14 protein-coding genes are annotated in these 19,569 nt (G+C 72.5%); 5 read left to right on the top strand and 9 right to left on the bottom strand.

The window, feature by feature from the left end; translation table 11 throughout:
• Nucleotides 1–455 precede the first annotated feature (455 nt).
• From WMF44_RS19000 to WMF44_RS18985, 4 genes are all read left to right on the top strand, one after another.
• Entirely contained in the window at nucleotides 456–1,514 is a 1,059-nt protein-coding gene (locus tag WMF44_RS19000; RefSeq protein ID WP_437300533.1) for an alpha/beta fold hydrolase, read from the top strand.
• Nucleotides 1,515–1,591: 77 nt separating this feature from the next.
• Nucleotides 1,592–2,833 (top strand): fatty acid desaturase family protein, encoded by a 1,242-nt coding sequence (locus WMF44_RS18995; protein ID WP_437300532.1) that lies wholly within the window; start codon nucleotides 1,592–1,594, stop codon nucleotides 2,831–2,833.
• 93 nt (nucleotides 2,834–2,926) lie between these two features.
• Entirely contained in the window at nucleotides 2,927–3,421 is a 495-nt protein-coding gene (locus tag WMF44_RS18990) for a PaaI family thioesterase (protein WP_437300531.1), read from the top strand.
• 698 nt (nucleotides 3,422–4,119) lie between these two features.
• The gene (locus WMF44_RS18985; RefSeq protein ID WP_437300530.1) at nucleotides 4,120–4,641 is read left to right on the top strand and encodes a hypothetical protein; all 522 of its coding nucleotides are present in this window, start codon (nucleotides 4,120–4,122) and stop codon (nucleotides 4,639–4,641) included.
• On the opposite strand, the gene WMF44_RS18980 is transcribed toward WMF44_RS18985, so the two are convergent.
• The 4 genes from WMF44_RS18980 to WMF44_RS18965 form a co-directional block, all read right to left on the bottom strand.
• On the bottom strand, nucleotides 4,625–5,668 hold the full coding sequence (locus WMF44_RS18980) for a lipase secretion chaperone (protein WP_437300529.1): 1,044 nt from the start codon (nucleotides 5,666–5,668) through the stop codon (nucleotides 4,625–4,627). The genes WMF44_RS18985 and WMF44_RS18980 overlap by 17 nt on opposite strands.
• Before the next feature lie 54 nt (nucleotides 5,669–5,722).
• Entirely contained in the window at nucleotides 5,723–6,634 is a 912-nt protein-coding gene (locus tag WMF44_RS18975) for an esterase/lipase family protein (protein WP_437300528.1), read from the bottom strand.
• 416 nt (nucleotides 6,635–7,050) lie between these two features.
• Nucleotides 7,051–11,223 (bottom strand): serine/threonine-protein kinase, encoded by a 4,173-nt coding sequence (locus WMF44_RS18970; protein WP_437300527.1) that lies wholly within the window; start codon nucleotides 11,221–11,223, stop codon nucleotides 7,051–7,053.
• A 1-nt stretch (nucleotide 11,224) separates the two neighbouring features.
• Entirely contained in the window at nucleotides 11,225–12,052 is an 828-nt protein-coding gene (locus tag WMF44_RS18965) for a hypothetical protein (protein ID WP_437300526.1), read from the bottom strand.
• A gap of 752 nt (nucleotides 12,053–12,804) precedes the next feature.
• Here WMF44_RS18965 and WMF44_RS18960 point away from each other — a divergent pair.
• Nucleotides 12,805–13,221: a CBS domain-containing protein gene (locus tag WMF44_RS18960; protein ID WP_437300525.1), complete on the top strand. Its 417-nt coding sequence runs from the start codon at nucleotides 12,805–12,807 to the stop codon at nucleotides 13,219–13,221.
• Between the two features lie 37 nt (nucleotides 13,222–13,258).
• Here WMF44_RS18960 and WMF44_RS18955 read toward each other — a convergent pair whose 3' ends face one another.
• The 5 genes from WMF44_RS18955 to WMF44_RS18935 form a co-directional block, all read right to left on the bottom strand.
• The gene (locus WMF44_RS18955) at nucleotides 13,259–14,386 is read right to left on the bottom strand and encodes a hypothetical protein (RefSeq protein WP_437300524.1); all 1,128 of its coding nucleotides are present in this window, start codon (nucleotides 14,384–14,386) and stop codon (nucleotides 13,259–13,261) included.
• 5 nt (nucleotides 14,387–14,391) lie between these two features.
• The gene (locus tag WMF44_RS18950) at nucleotides 14,392–15,924 is read right to left on the bottom strand and encodes an AAA family ATPase (RefSeq protein WP_437300523.1); all 1,533 of its coding nucleotides are present in this window, start codon (nucleotides 15,922–15,924) and stop codon (nucleotides 14,392–14,394) included.
• A gap of 773 nt (nucleotides 15,925–16,697) precedes the next feature.
• Nucleotides 16,698–17,510 carry a metallophosphoesterase family protein gene (locus tag WMF44_RS18945; RefSeq protein WP_437300522.1) on the bottom strand — a complete coding sequence of 271 codons (813 nt, stop codon included), beginning with the start codon at nucleotides 17,508–17,510 and terminating at the stop codon, nucleotides 16,698–16,700.
• A 14-nt stretch (nucleotides 17,511–17,524) separates the two neighbouring features.
• A complete protein-coding gene (locus WMF44_RS18940) occupies nucleotides 17,525–17,875 on the bottom strand; it encodes a BolA family protein (protein WP_437300521.1) in 351 nt (116 codons plus the stop codon).
• A 126-nt stretch (nucleotides 17,876–18,001) separates the two neighbouring features.
• On the bottom strand, nucleotides 18,002–19,492 hold the full coding sequence (locus WMF44_RS18935; protein ID WP_437300520.1) for a hypothetical protein: 1,491 nt from the start codon (nucleotides 19,490–19,492) through the stop codon (nucleotides 18,002–18,004).
• Between the last annotated feature and the right edge of the window lie 77 nt (nucleotides 19,493–19,569).

Raw genomic sequence — 19,569 nt, 5'->3', positions numbered from 1 at the left:
GGCAACCGCGGTGCCAGCCGGCTGCGGCGCGACTCCGCCCGTCCGGCGCCGCGGTTCCGCGCCCGGAGCCCTCACGCCGCGCCGCGGGGGCGCTCCTCACATGGAGGCCAGGACCTCCAGCTGGCGGCTGGCCCCTTTACCCCGGCTGGCCGCATGCGCCGCCGGCGGCGCGGCGCGTTGCTCGATCGAGCAAGCGGATGTCCGCGCCGATGCAGCCTGGGCTCGCTGAGGCCCTGATGACGCGCGGCGCGCCCGCGTCGGGGCGGAGGGCGGCCCACGAGGCCCGCTGGAGACTGGCATCCTTGCTGCAGTGACGCCTCTCGCCGCCGCACCCACGCCGCCCGTGCCGGCCGTGGTCGGCTGTCGCGCGGCCCGGCTCCTCGGAGAACACCCGGGGATCAGGAGCTCGGGCCGGACAGCGCGCCTCGCGGCGGAGAGGAAGAGGTAGAGGACCCATGATCGAGCAGAACGCCCTTCATCGCGCATCCTGGATGCAGCGTCCCGAGCCCCTGACCGCGCGGCAGGGGGAGCGCGCGTCTCTCGTGCGCCTCGCGCGCGGCCACGCCGCGACCGTCGCCGGCTTCGTCACGAGCAGCCTCACCCCGGAGCTCGCGTCCGCGGTCCCCTGGCGGTTCCGCGTCCCTGGCGGGCCGTACGGCGCGGCGACGCTGACCGGCCTGTACTTCCCTTCCCCGGGCAGCCGCGACCTTGTCGTCCTGCTGCACGGCATGGGCGGGGATGTGCGCTCGGCCTACCTGCGCGGAGCGACGGATGCACTGCGCGCGCAGGGGCTGTCGGTGCTCCGCCTCGGCCAGCGCGGCTCGTCGTGCGACCCGGAGGATCTCCACCACGCGGGGCTCTGGGAGGACCTCGCGGCCGTGCTGAGCGGCGATCCCATGGTTGCGCGCCACGAGCGGATCTTCGTCGTCGGCTTCTCGATGGGCGGGCACGTGGCGCTCCACCTCGCCGCGGCGGGGCACCCGCGGCTCGCGGCCGTGGCCTCGATCTGCTCGCCCCTCTACCTCGATCGCGCCGTGAGCCACATGGATCGCCCCGAGAGCGTCGTGTACCGGCGCCACGTCCTCGGGGGGCTGAAGCGGATGTACCGGGAGATCGCGCGGCGGCGGCGGATGCCCGTCCCGCCGTCGGCCGTCGATCGGGCGGCGACGCTGCGCGAGTGGGACCGCCTGACGGTGGTCCGCCGCTTCGGCTTCCGCGATCCCACGGCCTATTACGAGGCCGAGGGCGCCGGGAGGGTCCTTGGCTCGCTGGCCACCCCGGCGCTGCTCCTGTATTCGCGCCAGGATCCGATGGTGCCGCCGGCGACCCTCGCCGGCCTGGCGGCGCACGGGGGGCTCTCGTCGCCCGCCCGCGTCGTCTGGATGGACGGCGGCGGCCATATCGCGCTTCCCCGCAGGCTCGATCTCGGCCTCGGCCCGGCCGTGCCTCGGACCCCGTACGAGCAGATCGCCGCCTGGCTGCGGCGGCACCAGGCCCCCGGGGGCGCGTCATGAGCGCTCGAATCATCACCATGGCCATGACACGCCTCGCTTCGCTCGAGACGCAGAGGACGGAGAGGACGGAGCTTGCGATGAAGACCGAGGATGCGTCTCCCCGCGCCGCGCCCGCGGCGACCGACACGGCCCCTCGCACGACCTCGCTCTCGGCCGAGGGGGCCCGGCGGCTGATGGCGGGCATCAAGGCGATCCGCGCCGGCGCCTCGGCCCGGACGGGCGCGGAGGATCTCCGCCATATCAAGCGCCTGTCCCTGCTGGGCCGCGCCTTCTCCGCCCTCGGGTACGCGACGTCCGCGCTCGGGCCCAACCCGATCTCGATGATCCTCATCGCCCTTGGCCGGTTCGCCAGGTGGGTCGTCGTCGCGCACCCCGTCCTCCACAAGGCGTATGATGGCGTCGCCGGCGGCGACCCGGCCTGGAACAGCCGCACGTTCGCGCGGGGCCGGCGCAGCCTGTGGGACTGGTTCGACTGGCTGGACGCCGACGCGTGGCAGGCGCAGCACAACGTCTCTCATCACTGCTACACCGGCGACGAGCGCGACCCCGACCGCGTCGCCGTCAACATGGCGTGGCTGAAGAGCAAGCCGAAGCTCGTCCGCGCGCTCGCGCTGCTCGTGACCGCGTGCACCTGGAAGTGGCTCTACTATGGCCCGGCCACCCGGAGCGCCCTCCGCAGGCGGCGCGAGCGCGCGGCCGAGGCCTCGACGGAGGGGCGCGAGCGCGCGGCCTGGTCGCCCAGCGTGCTGCTCGACCGCGAGATGCTGCTCCGCTCGTACCTGCCGTATGCGCTCGTGCACTTCGTCCTCCTGCCGCTCGCGTTCCTGCCGCTCGGCCGCTGGGCGGCGCTCGGCGTGCTGGTCAACAGCGTGGTGGCGGAGCTCCTGTCGAACCTGCACAGCTTCGCGGTGATCGCGCCGACCCACACCGGCCTGGATATCCCCATCTTCGAGGGCGCCGCGCGCAGCCGCGAGGAGTACTACGTCCGGCAGATCGTCGGCTCGGTGAACTACGAGAGCCCCAGCAGCGCCGCCGACTTCCTGCATGGCTACATGGGGTATCAGATCGAGCATCACCTCTGGCCGGACCTGCCGCTCCGGCACTACCCCGAGGTCGCGAGGGAGGTCGAGGCGCTGTGCAGGGAGGTCGGGCTCCCGTACCGCAGGGACTCCGTCTGGAGGCGGATCACCGAGATGGTCCGCGCGGTGATCAGCGACGAGGAGGTGCAGGCCACGCGCGTCGCGATCTCCGATGCCGGCGCGCGCCGCGCCGGACGGAAGAACGGCGGTGGCCTTGAGCTCGCTTCCTTGCACGGATAGGCTCCGAGGCCCATCGATCGCGGGCTCGCGCGGATGTAACGGACGTAACGAACGTCACGAACGTCGGATTCAGGAACAGGGAGAGAGGGAATCATGGCGACGACTCAGGAACGACAGCTGGTGGTGACGTGGCAAGATCCTGCGCCGGCGGTGGAGAAGGTGAGATCGATGTCCGGCCTCGCCTACCTCACGGCCATGATGAACGGCGAGCTGCCGATGGCGCCGATCGCGAGCCTCCTCGGGCTGCGGGTCGCGGCGGTGGAGGCCGGCCGGGTCGTCATCACCGGATCTCCCGGCGAGCAGCACCAGAATCCGATCGCGATGGTCCACGGCGGGTACCTGAGCACGATGCTCGACTCCGCGATGGGCTGCGCCGTGCACGCGTCCCTGGAGGCGGGGGTCGGCTACTCGACCGTCTCTCTCCAGGTCAGCTTCGTGAAGGCCCCGCGCGCCGGCGGGCCCGAGCTCATCGCCGAGGGCCGGGTCGTCCACCTCGGCAAGCGCCACGCCACCGCCGACGGGACGCTGCGCGACGCCGACGGCACCCTCTACGCCCACGCCACCACGACGTGCCTGATCCTGCGGTGAGCGCCGCCCACGCCGGCTCGCCCGTGAGCCGGCGCCGCGACCGGAGGAGCTCCTCGAGCAACGCGCTCGGCACGCCGCGGAGATCGTCGCCGAACGATCCGACGCCGAGCTCGTCCTGATTGAACAGGGAGGCGCTGAGACGGGGAGATTGTTGGGATTGTACTCCCCGTCTCCTCGCCTCCCTGTGAATTTCTCCGAAAAATTCGAGAGCGCCGCGGATCCCGGGCCTGGCCGTGTCAGACGCTCCTCGTCTGCGGCGTCTTCCCGGGACGCGGGACTCGGCACCTCCTCTCCATCAAGGGGAATCGCAGCGGCGCCGAGGACTCCGAGGGGATCGCAGAGAATCGCTGTGCTCTCCTTGCCCTCTGTGCTCACTGCACCTCCCTGCCTCGGCTCCCGGGCGCTCGATCGACGGGGGCGAAAGGCATCTCCCGGAGGAGGCCCGAGGCTTGCTCTCTCCAGCGCAGGTGCGTCGATGGCACCGGGAGGGGCGCATGTGGACTTCGAAGACGGGGAGAACCAGCGGTAGGTCAACAAGGGGGAAAGGCGTCGTCCAGGGGCTCGCCGGGCTTCTCGGGATCGGCCTCTGTCTCGGCATCTCCAGCGCTTCCGCCGGCGGTGCGACTCAGGCCGTCTCGCCTCAGGCCCTCTCACCTCAGGCCCCGGCGCAGGGGCGCGCCGGGCCTCCGCAGCGAGCCGTGACGACCACGCAGCGCGCCCCGCGGCAGACCGCGACCATCACGCAGCGCGCCCCGCAGCAGGTCGCGACAGCCACCTACGTCGCGAACCCGAGGAGGGCGCGCTGGATCATCGCGGGCGCGTCGACCCTGGGCGGCTTCTGGGTCGCGTCGGCCGTCCGCGGCGCCGCCCTCTCGCTCGCGCAGCCGGAGGTGCGGATCCGCCTGGTGCCGCAGTGCTCCCAGGGCGCCTGCTTCGTCGTCCGGCGCCACGAACGCACCTCGGCCAGCCCCGCCTCGCTGCTGATCCCCCTCGCGGGTCCGTGGATCCACCTCGGCACGGGGCGGCCGACGGCGGCCAGCGCGGTGGGCCTCTCCCTCCTCGGCGCCGGGCAAGCCGTCGGCCTGGGGATGCTGCTCGGCGGCATCGCCATGCCTTCGCAGGTGCGCGTGCCGCTGCAGCGCGGCCAGGTCCTCCAGGTGGGCGCAGCCCCGCTCGTCACCCCCGGCGGGCTCGGGCTCTCGATCAACGGATCGCTGTAGGCGCGCCCGTCACCGCGGGAGGCGCGAGGTTGAGGATCGCCCGCACGCGCAGCCGCTCCTCGGGCGTGAACGAGCCCTCGAGCAGCGCCTCCTCCTCGGCGCGCCGCGCGTCGGGATCGGCCACCGTCGCCTCGATGTCCGCGCGCGCGCCGGCGAACGCGTCGAGGCGCTGCTGCCAGGCCGCCCGCTGCCGGTCGAGCTCCGCGAGCCGGTCCGCGGCCTCGGGGCCCACGGTCGCCACCCGGTGCGCGCGCAGCTCCTCGTCCGACGCGCCCGCGTCCCGGAGCGCCTGCTCCTCGGCCTGCTGCGCGAGCGGGCGCGTCGCCGCCTCCCGCGCCTCGCGGACGGCCTCCGGGAGCGCCGCCTCGACCTCCGCGATCCGCGCGTCGCGCTCCTCCGGCGAGAGGGCCTCGTCCGCGAGGATGCGGGACTCCTCGATCGCCGCCTCGATCTCCCGCTCCTCGTCGCCGAACAGCCGCGCCGCGGCCGCCTCGCCGAACCATGCGCGCCGGATCGCGCGCAGCGCGGCGAGGCGCGCCGCCGGATCGGCCTCCCGCGCGACGCGCGCCCCGCCGGCCGCCTCGCGGTAGCCGAGGTACCGGTCGAACAGCGCGATCGCCTGCTCCGCCGCGCGCCCCGACGCCTGCTCCCGGATCGCCGCGACGACGCGGGCCCGGATCGCCGGCGCCGGCTCCTCGCCGGTGGCGCTCAAGAAGTAGTCGAACAGCCCGAGCAGCTCCGGGCCGACGACCAGATCGCCGCGCTCGTCGACGGTCACCGCGCCGTCGACGTCGGTGCCGCGGAGCGAGGGCGGCGCGGCGATCGCCGGCGGGCGCGGCGCCGCAGGGGGCCGCGTCACGGACAGCGCCTGCCGGAGGCGCGTGGGGGCCGGCGCCACCGACAGCGCGGGCAGCGCCTCCTCCCGACCGGGGCGCGCGGTCCCGTTCGATCGGCCCGAGGGCGCCGCCGGCGGTGTCCGCTCCCCCGAGACGAGGCGGCCCGCGCCGATCGCCGCGACGAGCGCCATGGTCACGAAGAGAGCGGTCCTGCCACGACACGCCACGAAGCGCCCTCCAGAGGGTCAGAGGCCGACGGCCTTCAGCCGGCTCGCGTGCGACCGGAACACGGACTTCGGGTTCGGGCCAGACAGGTTGATAAACCCGAAGATCTGATTGACCTCGTCGAGGTGGTTCATCGCATAGTCGTCGCGGACCACCTCCCCGAAATGGGAGCTGCACCTGCCCACCATCCCGTCGTTCGACTCCGAATACAGCGTGGAGATGAGCTTGAGCGTCAGGTCGGTCGGATCGATGAGGCTCGTGACGACCGCTGTCCCCGACCACGAGAAGAAGCGCACGCCGCCCTCCTCGTCGGGGCCCTGCCCGCACCGGCCGTCGGGCAGCCCGGCGGGGTAACGCGCGTTGAACTCGCGCATCCCGGCGGCGGACAGCGATCTGACGGCGGCGATCGCGTCCTGAGGCGCCGCGTGCCCGCTGAGCAGGCTGAGCACCGCGCCGAGGCCGCTCGCGAGGAGCGAGAGCGCCCCCTCCGCGAACCCGCCCTCCCGCAGGTTCTCCTGGAGGAAACTGGCGAGCTCGGCCCCCTGATGCGGAGACCCGATGGTGGTCACCGAGGCAATGAGATCCGGCCGCACCGCGGCGACATACCGGGCGTCGAGCCCGCCATGGCTGTGCCCGACCAGGTTGACCTTCCCGCTCCCGGTGCGCGCGACGATATCCTCGACCTGCGCGAGCAGCGCCTCCCCCCGCGCCTCGGTGCTGTCGAACTGGGGCACCTCGGTGGCGTACACCTCCGCTCCGCCGGAGCGCAGCGCCGACGCGATCCCACCGAAGTAGTCGATCACCCCGAACATCGCCTTGAAGCCGGCCATCCCGTGACAGAGCACGATCGGATACCGCGTCTGTGCATAGCTCTTCATCGCCAGCGCGCCCTCGCCGACCTCGGCGCGCTCCGCGTCCGCCGGCTCGTCCATCGACGCGACGCATCCTTGCGAGAGCAGCACCACGACAGCTCCCGCCGTGCACCGCAATGCGTCAAACCACGTCCGGCGCCCGGCCCATCGTTTTCTCTCGACTCTCTGATTTCGAGCGGGTGTGACGGCGGTGGGTCGTGCAGGGCGCATGCTGGAGGAATGAGCTCGTCTGATCACCTGTCACCTCTGATAGAGTATTTGTTTAATTCGAATCAAGCAGAACTCACAGGCTGTCAGCGCGACAAGCAGCTCACGTATCCTGGACAATCGGAAGGCCGGTGTCCTCCCCTTCACGGGTCACGTCGGTCCAGGCGGCGCGACAGGGCATCAGCGCGGGGGCGCAGAGCCGCCCATGCCGCGGCGAGGGCCGGGGGCACGCGGGCGGGCGAGGCGGAGGGCGCGGGCCCTCGGGGCGGCTAGGTCGCCGTCGCACCGCGCGCGCCGCGGACGATGCGCGCGTTCTCGGGCACCGCCGTCAGGAACCGCTCGCGCCGCCGCGGGTCCGCGATCCGGCGCGCCCGCGCGAGCAGGAGCTCCCTGGCCTCCGAGAGCACCGCGGCCGCCTCGGCGTGGGCGCCGGACGCCGCGAGCGCCTCGGCGTAGGCGAGCCGCACGAGCGACTCGCCTTCTTCCAGGGATCCGAGCGCCGCGAGCTCGCCGAACGCCGCCCGCGCCGCGCCGAGCGCCGCCGCGACCTCGCCCGCGGCGAGCAGCGCCCGCGCGCGCACCGCCACCGCGGCCGCGCGCAGCCGGGGGGCCACGTGCAGCGCCGCCTCGGCCGCGCGCGCCTCCCGCTCGGCGGTCGCGGCGTCGCCGGAGAGGAGCGCGATCTTCGCGAGGTAGGTCCGCGCCACGCCCTCCATGCGGAGGTCGCCCCGCTGCTGGAACGCCTCCACCGCGCGCCGCTCGACGAGCTGCGCCTCGTCGAGCTTGCCGAGCTGCCCGAGCGCGTGGCCGAGGTTGTGCAGCGCCACCGTCTCGAGCTCGCGCAGCCCCATCCGGTCGGCGGCCTCCAGGGCGGCGCGCAGGACGGACTCGGCCGCCCCGAGCTCGCCGAGCTCGGCGTAGATGAAGCCGAGGTTCGCGCCGATCACGCACGCGCTGCGCCTGTCCCCGGCCTGCTCGAACGCCGCGAGCGCCGCCTCCAGGCCCTCGAGGCACGCCTCGGGATCGCCGCCGGCCGAGGCGCGGATCGCGCGGAGCTGCTGCGCCATCGCGACGAGCTCGGCGTCCGGCGGCGGATGCACGCGGAGGTCCTCGTCGATGCGCGCGAGCAGCGCGTCGGCCTCGGCGTAGCGGCCGCCGAAGACGAGCTGCGCGCCGCACTCGCAGAAGCACGCGATCCGGGCGCGGCGCAGCGCGGCCGCGCCGGAGGACAGCGCCGCGGGCGCGGCGGACGGCGGCCCCGCCTGCGCAGCGGAGGGCGGCGCCGCGGACGCGAACGTGGGAGGCGCCACGGACGCGAAGGAGGGCGGCGCCGCGGACATCCCCTCGGCGATGGCGGCCCACCGCGCGACGCGGTCGACCGCGCCGAGCTTCCCGGCCGCGGCGGCGATCTGGGTGACCGCCCGGAACCACCCGGCGCAGCCGGCGGGGAGCAGCTCGGCCGCGGACGCGCCCAGCTCCTCGGCCGCCGCGAGGTCGCCCGTCCAGACGTTGACCTCGGCCGCGACCAGCCGGAGCGCGCCGAGATCCTCGCCCTCGGCGCCGCACGCCTCGCCGCACGCGGCGCGCTCGATCGCGGCGCGCAGGTCGTTCGCCTCGAGCGACTGCTCGGCCGCGCGGCGGTACCAGCGCACCGCGCGGCCGGGCTCTCCGCCGCGGCGGAAGTGCTCGGCCACGCCCTGCGGATCGGCGGAGGCGCTCCGCTCGAGCCACGCGCCCGCGAGCCGGTGGCCGAGGGCGCGGTCGCGCTCGGTCAGCATGGCGTACGCGGCCTCGCGGACGAGCGTGTGGCGGAAGACGTAGTCGGCAGCGTCGGCGAGGCCCGCCGACGCCGAGGCCGGCGCGACGAGCTCGCGGTCGGCGAGCGCCGTCAGCCAGGCCTCCACGTCGGCGAGGCGCTCCTCGCCGCCGAGCAGCGCCGCGACGCCGCGCTTCGAGAAGCGATCTCCGAAGATGCTGGCCGCCCGGAGCACGCGCTTGCCCTCGTTGCCCTCGGCGTCGAGCCGCGCCTCCACCGTGCCGAGCACCGAGTCGGGCAGGAGCTCCTCCTTGCCGCTCGCGACCGCGCGGATGAGCTCTTCCAGGTAGAACGGGTTGCCGCCGGCGCGCTCGACGAGGTGCGCGACAACGCCCTCGGGCACGGGCTCGCCGAGCGCGGCGCGCACGAGCTCCGCGCTCGCGCGGCGGGGCAGCGGGCCGAGCTTGATCGTCTGCACCTCGCGCTCGGCCCACAGGCTCGGGAACAGCCGGTGGACGTCCGGGCGCGCGAACGCGAGCAGCATGAGCGGGAGCTCGCGGAGGTTCCGCAGCGTCGCGTCGAGCAGGCGCACGGTGGCGGCGTCGCCCCAGTGGAGGTCCTCGAGCGCGAGGAGCACGGGGCGCGCGGCGCACTCGGCGGCGAGCCAGTCCTCCCAGGCGGCCCCCACGCCGTCGCTCATGCCGGTGGCGCTCTGGCGCGCCGCCCGCACCATGCGGGCGTGCTCCGGCGACGGCGCGCCGCTGATCTCGCCGAGGAACGCCGCCGCGCGATCGAGCGCCGGGCCGCCCAGGTGACGCCCGAGCCGCTGCTTCAGCTTGCGCTGCCGCGCCCACGCCGGGTCGCGCGCGCGGAGGCCGGCGGCCCGGCAGAGCACGTCCGCGATCATGCCGAACGGCGAGCCGGGAGCGCCCGAGTCGGCGCGGCCCCAGAGGATCTCGAGCGGCTCGTCCCGCTGCCGCAGGGCGGCGAAGAGCTCCAGGCGGAGCCGGGATTTGCCGGCGCCGGGCGGCCCGAGGACGAGCACCGCGCTCGCGAGCGCCTCGGAGATGCAGCCGGCGAGCACGCCGTGGAGCATCGAGAGCTCGCGGGCGCGGCCGACGCACGGGGTGCGCTTCCCGAGCAAGGCGGGGGCGATCTCGTCGACGGCGCGCTCGCCGTAGAGGAAGAGCGGCCCGCCCGGCGCCGAGGGCGCGGCGTGCGCGACGATGAAGCGCGGGCCGAGCATGTCGGCGGTCGCGCCGTCGATGCGCACCGCGCGCACCTCACGCTCGTCGAGCGCCGCGCGGAGCTCGGCGAGGCCGCGGTCGATCACGTCGCCCTCGGCGAGGCCCGCGGAGAAGACGCCCCGCCCCGTGATGACGCAGAGCGGTGCGGCCGGGAGCTCGGTGCGGAGGGCGAGCGCGCACTGGGCGGCGCGCTCGGCGCGATCCACGGCGCTGCCGGGGCCGGACATCATGACGATCTCCACGCCCGGGACGAGCTGCGTGAGCCTGCCGCCGTGGAGCTCGATGAGCGATCGGATCTCCGCGGCCCGGGCGCTCGACGTGGACGGCTGTAGCCTGCTCGATCCGGGCGGCAGCTGCGACCTGCGCGAGGCGGGCGGCAGGTGCGACCTGCGCGAGGCGGGCGGCGGCTCGCCAGGGGCCTCCTGGGCCTGCGGGGCGGGCTGCGGCGCCCGGGCTGCGCCGTGGCCGGGCTCGCCGAGGAAGACGAGGCTCACGACGCGCTGCTCGCCCAGGGTGAGCGCGGCGCGGTCGCGCGGGCCGAGGCCGTGGGCCGGGGCGTCGGGCGGCGCGCCGCCCGCGAGCGTCGGCGCGTCGGGCGGCGCGGTCCACCCGCGCCGCATCGCGGCGATCCGGTCGAGCTCGGCCGCGACCTCGGCGCCGTCGCGCGGGCGGTCGCCGGGCTGCCTGGAGAGCATGCGCGCGACGAGCTCGTCGAGCGGCGCCGGCGCGTCCGCGCGCACGTCGCGGAGGCGGGGCGGGTTCATCAGCAGCACCCTGCTGAGCGAGGCCATCGGGCTCGCGCTCGCGAAGGCGGGCTGGCCGGCGATGCACTCGAAGAGGACGCACCCGAGGGAGAACACGTCGCTGCGCGGGTCGGGCGCGCTGTGTGCCTCGACCTGCTCCGGGGCCATGTACCCCGGCGTGCCGAGGACGCCGCCGGTGACGGTGACGCGCCCCGCGTCGCTGCTGGGCCGCGCGATGCCGAAGTCGACGAGCTTGACCCGCCCGGCGTCCCCGCCCGGGAGGAAGAGGTTGCTCGGCTTGATGTCGCGGTGGACGATGCCGCGCGCGTGCGCGAACGCGAGGGCGTCGGCGGCCCGGCGCACGAGCAAGAGCCCCTCGCTCGCCGGCAGGACGCCGCGCGCGAGGCGCGCGGCGAGGTCCTCGCCGTCGAGCCACTCCATGGCGAGGTAGCGATCGCCTTCCGGGGTGCTGCCGTGCGCGACGTAGCGCACGATGCCCGGGTGGACGAGCGCGGCGAGGAGGGCGGCCTCCCGCTCGAACCGCTCGATCTGGATCTCGTTCCTCAGCCGGACGATCTTGAGGGCGACCGCCGCGCCGCCGAGGCGGTCGTACGCCTTGTAGACGGTGCCCATCCCTCCGGAGGCGGCCTCGCCCTCGACGGCGAAGCGCCCCGCGATGATCTCCGCGTGGCCCACGTCAGCGCAGGAACACGGTGACCGAGCCGGGGTTCGGCGTCCTCTCGACGACGAGCTTGCCCGAGCTGCTGCGGACCTTGCCGCGGCAGCTCGGGAAGCTTCCGTCGCTGTCCGGCTCGTCGCACAGGCTGGCGCACGAGCCGGTGACCTGGATCGCGCACGTGTCGAGCGAGGGCCCGCAGGCGCGCGCGAGCGACGACGGCTCGGGGGGGAGGCACGCGTGGTAGCGGCGCTGCGGCGCGAAGATGTTGCCGTAGTAGGTGGCCTCGCGCCTCGGATAGGCCGCGCGCTCGACCTTGTCGGCCTGGAGCTCCTCGTGATCTCCGCGGACGGAGATGTTCACCTTGTGCCCGAGGTAATTGACGCGAGCGAGGACGCAGCCGCTGACCCAGGACCGGCACGCTTCGTCGCAGGCGCCGCCCTCCTCGCCCCAGCTCGCCGCGAGGCCGAGCTCCCCTGGGAAGGAGAACTCGTCGCCGTTCACGGCGACGGTGAAGCCTTCACCCGCGGGCAGCGCGCAGCCCGCGACGTACTTCAGCAGGGTGCGCGCGGCCGGGTCGCGGAGCGCCTCGGCCGTGAGCGGGTGGCCCGAGAGCGCCTCGGCCGTGAGCGCGTTCGACGTCAGCGCGTTCGACGCCAGCGCGTTCGACGTCAGCGCGTTCGACGTCAGCGCGTTCGACGTGAGCGCGTTCGCCGTCTGGGCGGCCTGGGACGCGGCGTCCCCGGCGTCCTCGGCCTGAGCGTCCGGATCGAGCGCCACCGCGCACGCGCTCGCGAAGAGCGCCGCGATGGCCAGGAGGAGTGCAGCTAGCTTCGGCGAATGCTCCATGGATAACGCCCCCCCTGGGATGCCCATGAGCGCATGGCCCACGAGCTCCCGAAACGACCGGCGCCGAGGCGCGGGCCAAGGGGTACGCGCATCGAACACCGGCGCGTGATCTTGTTCAGATGCACGAGCCGCGAAGAAGCCCACGAGTCGGAGCGGCCGATGGGGCCATCTCCGCTACAGAGACAAATGGAAAGATGTCACTGATACCCCGCCGGGCAAAGACCGACGCGCACGCAATGGTCTCTTTTTTTGTGTCGCGATGCGATCGCTCTGTTCGCGCTGTCGTGGTGCTGTCGGCGCGAGACGCCTGCTCTGTCCAAGGCATCATGGACAGCGATGCTGGCACCGGGGACGGAGGAGCCATGGAGTGCGGTCGACGTGCGATGGTGGCGACACGATGGCCTGTCGCCGACAGCCGGCCTCCTCGCCGGGAGGCGCCCGGAGAGGCGCTCGGCGGGCTCGATCCATCCGGGCGGGCGACGGCCTGGGCCTGCGCCTCCCGGGCCCCGCCGTCGGCTCCCTGAGCTCCCCCGGCGGGCCCGCTGCGGCGGCGGCCGGTGGGGCGCGCTAAGGTCGGCCGAGCCGACCGGTGCGTTGCGCCCCCGGCCGTCCGCAGCGGTCGCGCGACGGAGGGCGTTGGGCGGGGGCGTTGGGCGGGGGCGTTGTGACGGGTTGCGCGACGGACGGCGGCTGGACGGGCTGCTCGGCGCGGTGCATCGGCGCCCTTGACGTCGCTGCGTGTTGATCATTACATGCCCCGGACCATGAAGGGCCATGCGCGCAATCTGATGACCGAGCGCGTTGTCGCTTTGGAGCAGGGCACGCCGGTCATCGACATGTTGCAGCTGTTCGCCAGCCATCACCTGAGCGGCGCGCCGGTCATCGACGGGGGGCACCACATCGTCGGGTTCGTCAGCGAGACGGATCTCCTGGGCGTGCTCCTGCGCAAGGAGTACGCGGGCATGACGGCTGCAGACGTGATGAGCACCCCGCCCATCTGCGTGGACGAGTTCATGCCCACGGACGAGGTGATGACCCTGCTGCGCGCGAACCGGATCCACCACCTGCCGGTGGTGCGCGAGGGGCGCCTCGTCGGGATCATCACCCCGCAGGACATCCTGCGTTATTTCGTGGCGTGCGTGATGCCGCTCCCGCCGAGCACCGCCTGACGTCGCGGCGCAGCCGGGGCCGCCGCTGCGCCGGAGCCTAGGTCAACATCTCCGGGAACGCGCATCCCCAGGCGGCGATCTCACCAGAGAGCTGCGCGAGCTTGGGATTTTGTGGCAAGTCGAAGAGTCGCGCGACCTCTCGCGGGTGCCGCGGGCCCTCCTGGCGGAGCCACTCCACGATCTGCTTGAGCACGTGCGCCCCCAATCCTTCGACCACGAAGCATCCGCACTCTGCGCGCTGCTGGCATTTGCCTTTCGGTCGCTGGCAACGGTCGCGCCTGAGCTCGGCGCTCACGTCGGACCAAAACTCGCGCTCCCCGGCCTTCATGGTGTGCTCGATCTGGTACAGTGTGATGCCGTCCTTGATATCGGCGTGCGCGCGGTGCTCTTCCGCCAGGCGGCGGAGGTCCGCGACGACAGAGCGGCGAGGATCCTTCGCGCTCTTCTGCGTGAGCGCAGCATCATAGACGTCGAGGGGGACGAGGTTCTCCGCTTCACGGCCGTGCACTTCCCTCGCCCGCTGGAACGCTGACCTCCCTTGCGCCTTCTTCTCCAGCTCGCGCCATGTCTCTCCCTTGGGTCCCTCGGGGTACCGGCGATCGCTGTCCGCGATGGCTAGCACGATGCGGCCGTCGTCCGCGATCCGAGCGAACTCCGGTGCGAGGGTGCTTCCGCCTGCTCCGCGGCGCTCAAACTGCAACCTGAGTCTCCGCAGATTCCGCAGGGTGAGCAGCAGCTGAGCGACCTCGGCGTAGAAGTCCACGTCGAGGAGATTCTCCCCGAGCAGCACGGCGCGGATGGTCCGTGTGCTCCTGTCGAAGTGATGGAGGGGGGCCCGGACGACGTGGATACCCGAGCTCTCGATGTGCTCCTTTCCGTCGAACCGTGCGCCGACGCCGAGCTCCACATACCAGTCGAGCCGACTCCTCAGGCTCAAGAGCTCAAGCGATGTGCCGCGGATGCGCTCGAGCGTGCTCTTCTCGCGCCGCGACAGCCGCGGGAGAAGGGGGCCGACGGCTTCGATGTCCTCGGGAGCGATGGCCACGACGTGCTGCCCCTCGCGATGCATCCTGAGGAGGAGCTCGATGCACTCGCAGGATTTCTCTGCGGTCGCCCCGCCGCCGACCGCGTCCGCGATGGCGGACGGGTCAAGGTAGATCAGCATGCGATCTACCGCTGGCCGACGGCAATGGGGAGCTCTTCCAGGGGCTCCGCGACGGGCGCGAGGAAGCCGAAAGGCCAGGAATCGCTGAGAGCGCCGTCCTCTTCATAGCCGCTCACGGTCACCGTCGTCTGGCGAGTCTCCCTGTCCTGATCGAAGAAGAGGATCTGGGCGTCCGATGGGTCGATCTGCTTCTTCCGGATGAGCATCCCCAGCCCGTTCACGAGCGCCTCGCTGTGGGTTTCGACCATCAGCTTGACCTCGCGACCCGACCTCCGGCTCTCCAGAAGAGCGCCGACGATCATGTCGGCGAGCCTCGCCTGATGCGCCGGGTGCAGGTGCAGCTCGGGCTGTTCGATCGCGAGCATGGTCGTCGGCACGTCCCCCGGTTCCTGCTCGCGGAAGCAGGCGGACCAGAGCGTCGCCGCCAGCGGTAGGATCTCGGAGTAGCCGAACCCCGCATCCACGAGGTTGACGAAACGGTCGGCGCCGCGCTCCTTGATGAGGATCTCTGCATGGAGGCGCTCCGTACGCACCATGGTCTCGAAGCCGAGGTGAGCGCGGGTGAACGCGGCGAAGCTCCTCGTCTCCTCGGCGGAGAGTGACCGGAGGAACATCGGGAGGTTCTGGCCCTGTGGATCGATCTCCTGCACCGCGAGCTGCTGCATACGGTAACTCCGCAGCGCGCTCGCGCGCAGGGGCGCAACGTACCTGACGCCGGCGAAAAAGCCGGCGAGCAACTTATCAAGTTCTGCGAAGAGCAGTGGCAGAAGGAATGCGAGCCGAAAGGCGAGCCCCTTGCGAAGGCCGGGAGTATCGAGGATGAGCTCAGCCTCGAGATGCGCCTCCCCGGCATCGGCAAGGGATTTCTTCGCATGGTTCAGCATCTGTACACACGAACCGATCCAGACCTGATGGAATACATTATCTGGCACCCCGGGTCCGAGCGCACTCAGAAACACGGACTTCGCCATCTTATAAAATGGGTCTCTGGGGTCTGCTATCTTAAGGACGCGAAAATCACCATCATCCCAGCCGAGCCTGTGCCCAGGCACGTACAAGGGCCTCTTCTCTTCGGTGGACACGATCGCCGGCAGCAAAACAGAGGGACCGCCCAGGAATAGAGATGTGCCCTCGCCAAGTACGTTGTACGAATCAACAATAAATTCAACGATTCGCCCATCCGGCATGGCACGAATTGTAGCTTCGTGATCCTCCAGATGAATCTCACATCTGTCCAGGTAAGATTCGTGCGAGTCCTCCGCAAGGACCATCCCGACATCCACGCTCGTGGGTCCGACAAATATCGGGTAACCTTGGGGTACATGTGCACGAAAGCGGAACGCGACGCTCCTTTCTTCCGATCTGAAATTCACAGCATCGGCGACGGAACCGAAATCCACGAACTTCGGATCATACCAGAGTATCGGGCTGCTCCTCTCCGCCTCCACGCTCTGCCGCAGCAGCGGGAATGCGCGGAGGAACGTGCTCTTTCCGGAGCTGTTCCGGCCCACGAGGAGGGTGATGGGCTTGATGGGCAAGATCCCCGTGTCCGTCAGGCACCTCAGGTTCTTGACCCCGAATCCAACCAGACTCACAAAACCTCCCGCTCCGACCGTGAAGGCCGCTTCGCTTACCGTATGCTGTTGCACCGGCGGCGCCGGCGCCATTCTGGCAGACGACCGGGACAGCACCGCGTCATGGCTCCGAAATACAAGCGGCTGGGTGGACGACCCGCGCCAGGCCAAGCGCTACCATGGCCGTTGCCCGGAAGTCGACGTTCGCCAGACCGGAGCCCCTGGAGGGCGAGCTGACGCCTAGGTCATCGACCACCGGCACCGACCGCCGCACCGGCTGGCCCCCCCCGAAGCACGCAAGGCAGGCGCGCTCCCTCGGCGCGAGCGCGCGCGGCGAGCCGCTGAGGCTCACCGGGAGCCCGCCCGGCAAACGGAGGGGCACACGTAGTGTCACTTCGGAGGCCCTTCTGTAAACGTTCGGACACACGTAGTGTCACTTCGGAGGCCCTTCTGTAAACGTTCGGACACACGTAGTGTCACTTCGGAGGCCCTTCTGTAAACGTTCGGACACACGTGGTGTCACTTCGGAGGCCCTCTGCCGATGGTAGAACACGCGTCGCGCTCCCCCGCACGACATCCGCACCGCGGCCGAGGTACCGCAGGCCCGCACGACATCTGATCTCACGCAACGGTGCTCGTGGCGAAGTCGTGCTTGGGCGTGCAGAAGATCGCCGTGCACCGGCGAACGGCGCGGCCGCCGCCGCGAGCGCGACGCCGCTCGAGGCGGCGGCGCTCTGCTACCGCCGGTCGAACTGGTACCGCGCCCGCTCCGCGCCCTCGATCTCCACCACGATGCGCTTCGGGCCGAGCCGCACGACCGCGTGCGCCGCGGCGGGGCGGCCCGGCGCGTCGTCGTCGAGGTTCTCGATCAGGCTCTGGAGCGTCACGTACGGGATGCCGCGGATCACGTCGAGGTGGTTCCAGTGCAGGTGGCCGTTGAAGACGGCGAGCACGCCGTGCTCCTCGAAGATCTTCCGCATCGCGCGCCGCTCGCGCACGAGGCAGATGTGCGGGCTCCCCTCGAACCAGCGGTTGCCCCGGAGATCCTGATCGGCCGCGCTGTGGTGCATCAGCACGATCTTGGGCAGCGGGGACGCCGCGAGGTCCTCGCCGAGCCAGGCGAGCTGCTCTGGCCCGAGCGAGATGTCGTGATCCTTGCGCTCGCGCGTGTGAAGGACCGTGAAGTGGAAGCCGCCGCGGTCGAAGGCGTAGTGGAGCCGCGTCGCCTCGGGTCTGCCCCAGGCGGACAGCAGGTCGGCCTCGCTCAGGTGGATCACGTCGTGGTTGCCGGCGACGTGGAAGAGCTCGGCCTTGAGGCCGCGGAGCGCGGCCATGCAGGCGCCGTAGCGCTCCCGGTCGGCCTCGGGCCCCTCGTCCTCGATGTCGTCGCCCAGGTTCACGACGAGATCGGGCCGCGTGACCTCGTTCATCCGCTTCACGAAGGCGCGGGTCAGCTCGGGCGCCTCGCCCGTGAGCTTGCGCAGCTTGCCCCCGAACGATGCCTCCGGGCCGAAGTGCAGGTCCGAGACGAGGGCGACGACGAGCTCCATGCGCGCCTGGCCGCTCAGCCCGACTTGGCGCCGGGCTCCGGCGCCGCCTTGGAGCCGCCCAGGCACGCGGGAGAGCGGAAGTCCGCGCCCCCCTGCCGCTCCCACTCGTCCGGCGTCATCGCGCGGATCGTCAGGGCGTGCAGCCCGGAGCGGAACTCCTCGCGCACCAGGTCGTTGACCCGGCGGTGGCGATCGAGCGGGCTCAGGCCCCGGAACGCCTCGCTCACCACGAGCACCTTGAAGTGGGTCTCCGAGCCCACCGGCACGCTGTGCATGCGGCTCTCGTTCTCCACCTCGATGTGCACGGGCTCGAGCGCGCGAACGAGCTTGCCGTGGATCGACTCCTGCTTCGTCCCTGTCGTCATGGCCGCGCGAAGCTTACCCTCCGCCGCGCCGCCGGTCACCCGCGGGGACGCGGCCCCTCGCCGGCCCAGGGGATCGCCCGGCGCCCCCGCCAGCGGATGAGCCGCCCGGCGCGCCCCGGCCGGGCGTCACTTCGCCGGCGGATCGGCGCGCGGCAGACCTCGCTCATCGAACAGGAGAGCGATGTCGACGTGGAACTGCGCTCTGCGAGAGGACGGCGGCGCTTGATGGGAGCTGGGCGGCGCTTGATGGGAGCTGGGCGGCGCGCGATGGGAGCTCGGCGGCGCGCGATGGGAGCTCGGCGGCGACGCGGAATGACCGCCGTGCGCCTCGCCGTCCTGCGAGCCCATCGCGAGCACCTCCCGCTGCGGGGGCGCCGCGCCCGGCTGCAGGCCGAGGTTCTCCTCCCACGGCTGCGCGTCGCGCTGCTCCCACGGCTGCGCGTCGCGCTGCTCCCACGGCTGCACGTCGCGCTGCTCCCACGGCTGCGCGTCGCGCTGCTCCCACGGCTGCGCGTCGCGCTGCTCCCACGGCTGCGCGTCGCGCTGCGCGGCAGGCGACGGAGGCACCTGCCGCGGAAGCGCATGCGCCGCCGGCGTATCTCGACGCGGAACCACCCCGGCCTGCTGCCGCGAGCTCGGAACGGCCCGTTGCGACAGCGGCGCCGACGTCTCTCGCCGTGTATACGTCGCGGCCGGCGCTTCCCGACGCGCGTACCCCCCGGCGTGCTGCGAGCCAGCCATCGGCGTATCCCGGCGCGCGTATGCCTCGGCCGGATGCGAGCCCGCCAGCGGCGTATCCCGCCGCACGTACGCTCCGGCCGCCGGCGATGCCTGCACCGGCCTGGACGCCTCCCGGCGCGCGACCACCGGGCCCGCGGCCGGCGGCGGCGGCGGGAGCGGCGTCGGAGCGGGCAGCTCACGGCGCGCCCGCGACGAGGGCGGCCCCACCATGACCCCCAGGCGCTCCGAGCGCGGCACCGGCGCCTCGCGCGGGCGGTGCGCCGCCTCCCCCGGCGCCTCCGCGCGTGAGCGCTCCGGCCGCTGCGCGGCCACGGCAGCCGCCACGCGCTCGCGGTACGCGAGCTCCTGCGCTCCTGCGCTGCGCGGCGCCTGCGCGCTCGCGCTGCGCGGCCCCGAGCGCGGCAGCGGCGTCGCCTCGGGGTCGCGCCGCGACGCCGGGTCCGCCTTCATCACCCCGATGGTCATGCGCTCCGACCGCGGCACCGACGCGCTCTCTTCCGCCGGCATCATCGAGTAGCGACCGGGCGTCAGCTGCCGCGAGCGCTGCTTGCGGCTCTCGCGCGCCGCCGTGGCCAGCAGCGCCCCGAGCTCGTCGTCCGCCATCGCCTCGTCGACCCGCACGAGCGTGCTGACCACGTCGCGCGCGATCTCCTCGAACGCCTCGGGAGCGAGCGCGTAAGTCGACGACGTGACCACGATGACCACCGGCCGACGCTCTTCCGCGAGCGCGGCGGCCATCGATACCGGACACGCCTTGACGATGATCCCCACATCCATCGCCGCCGTCTGGCAGCGCTGGAGCAACGCCTGATCGCCGCCGATGAGAAGGGCCGTCGGGATCTGGGCGCGAAGCGTGGCGTCAGAGATTCGCGGCATCGGTCCCAGGATCCTAACCCCGCTACTTCACGCAGAGGTCAGGAAAATCCTGTCATCGGACATTCCACGTCATGTCT

It is taken from the genome of Sorangium sp. So ce426 (assembly GCF_051475585.1).
In the GTDB taxonomy this organism is placed as follows: Bacteria; Myxococcota_A; Polyangia; order Polyangiales; family Polyangiaceae; genus Sorangium; species Sorangium cellulosum_B.
Note: the sequence above shows the minus strand (reverse complement) of the source record. Positions and strands in the feature narration are given on the sequence as shown.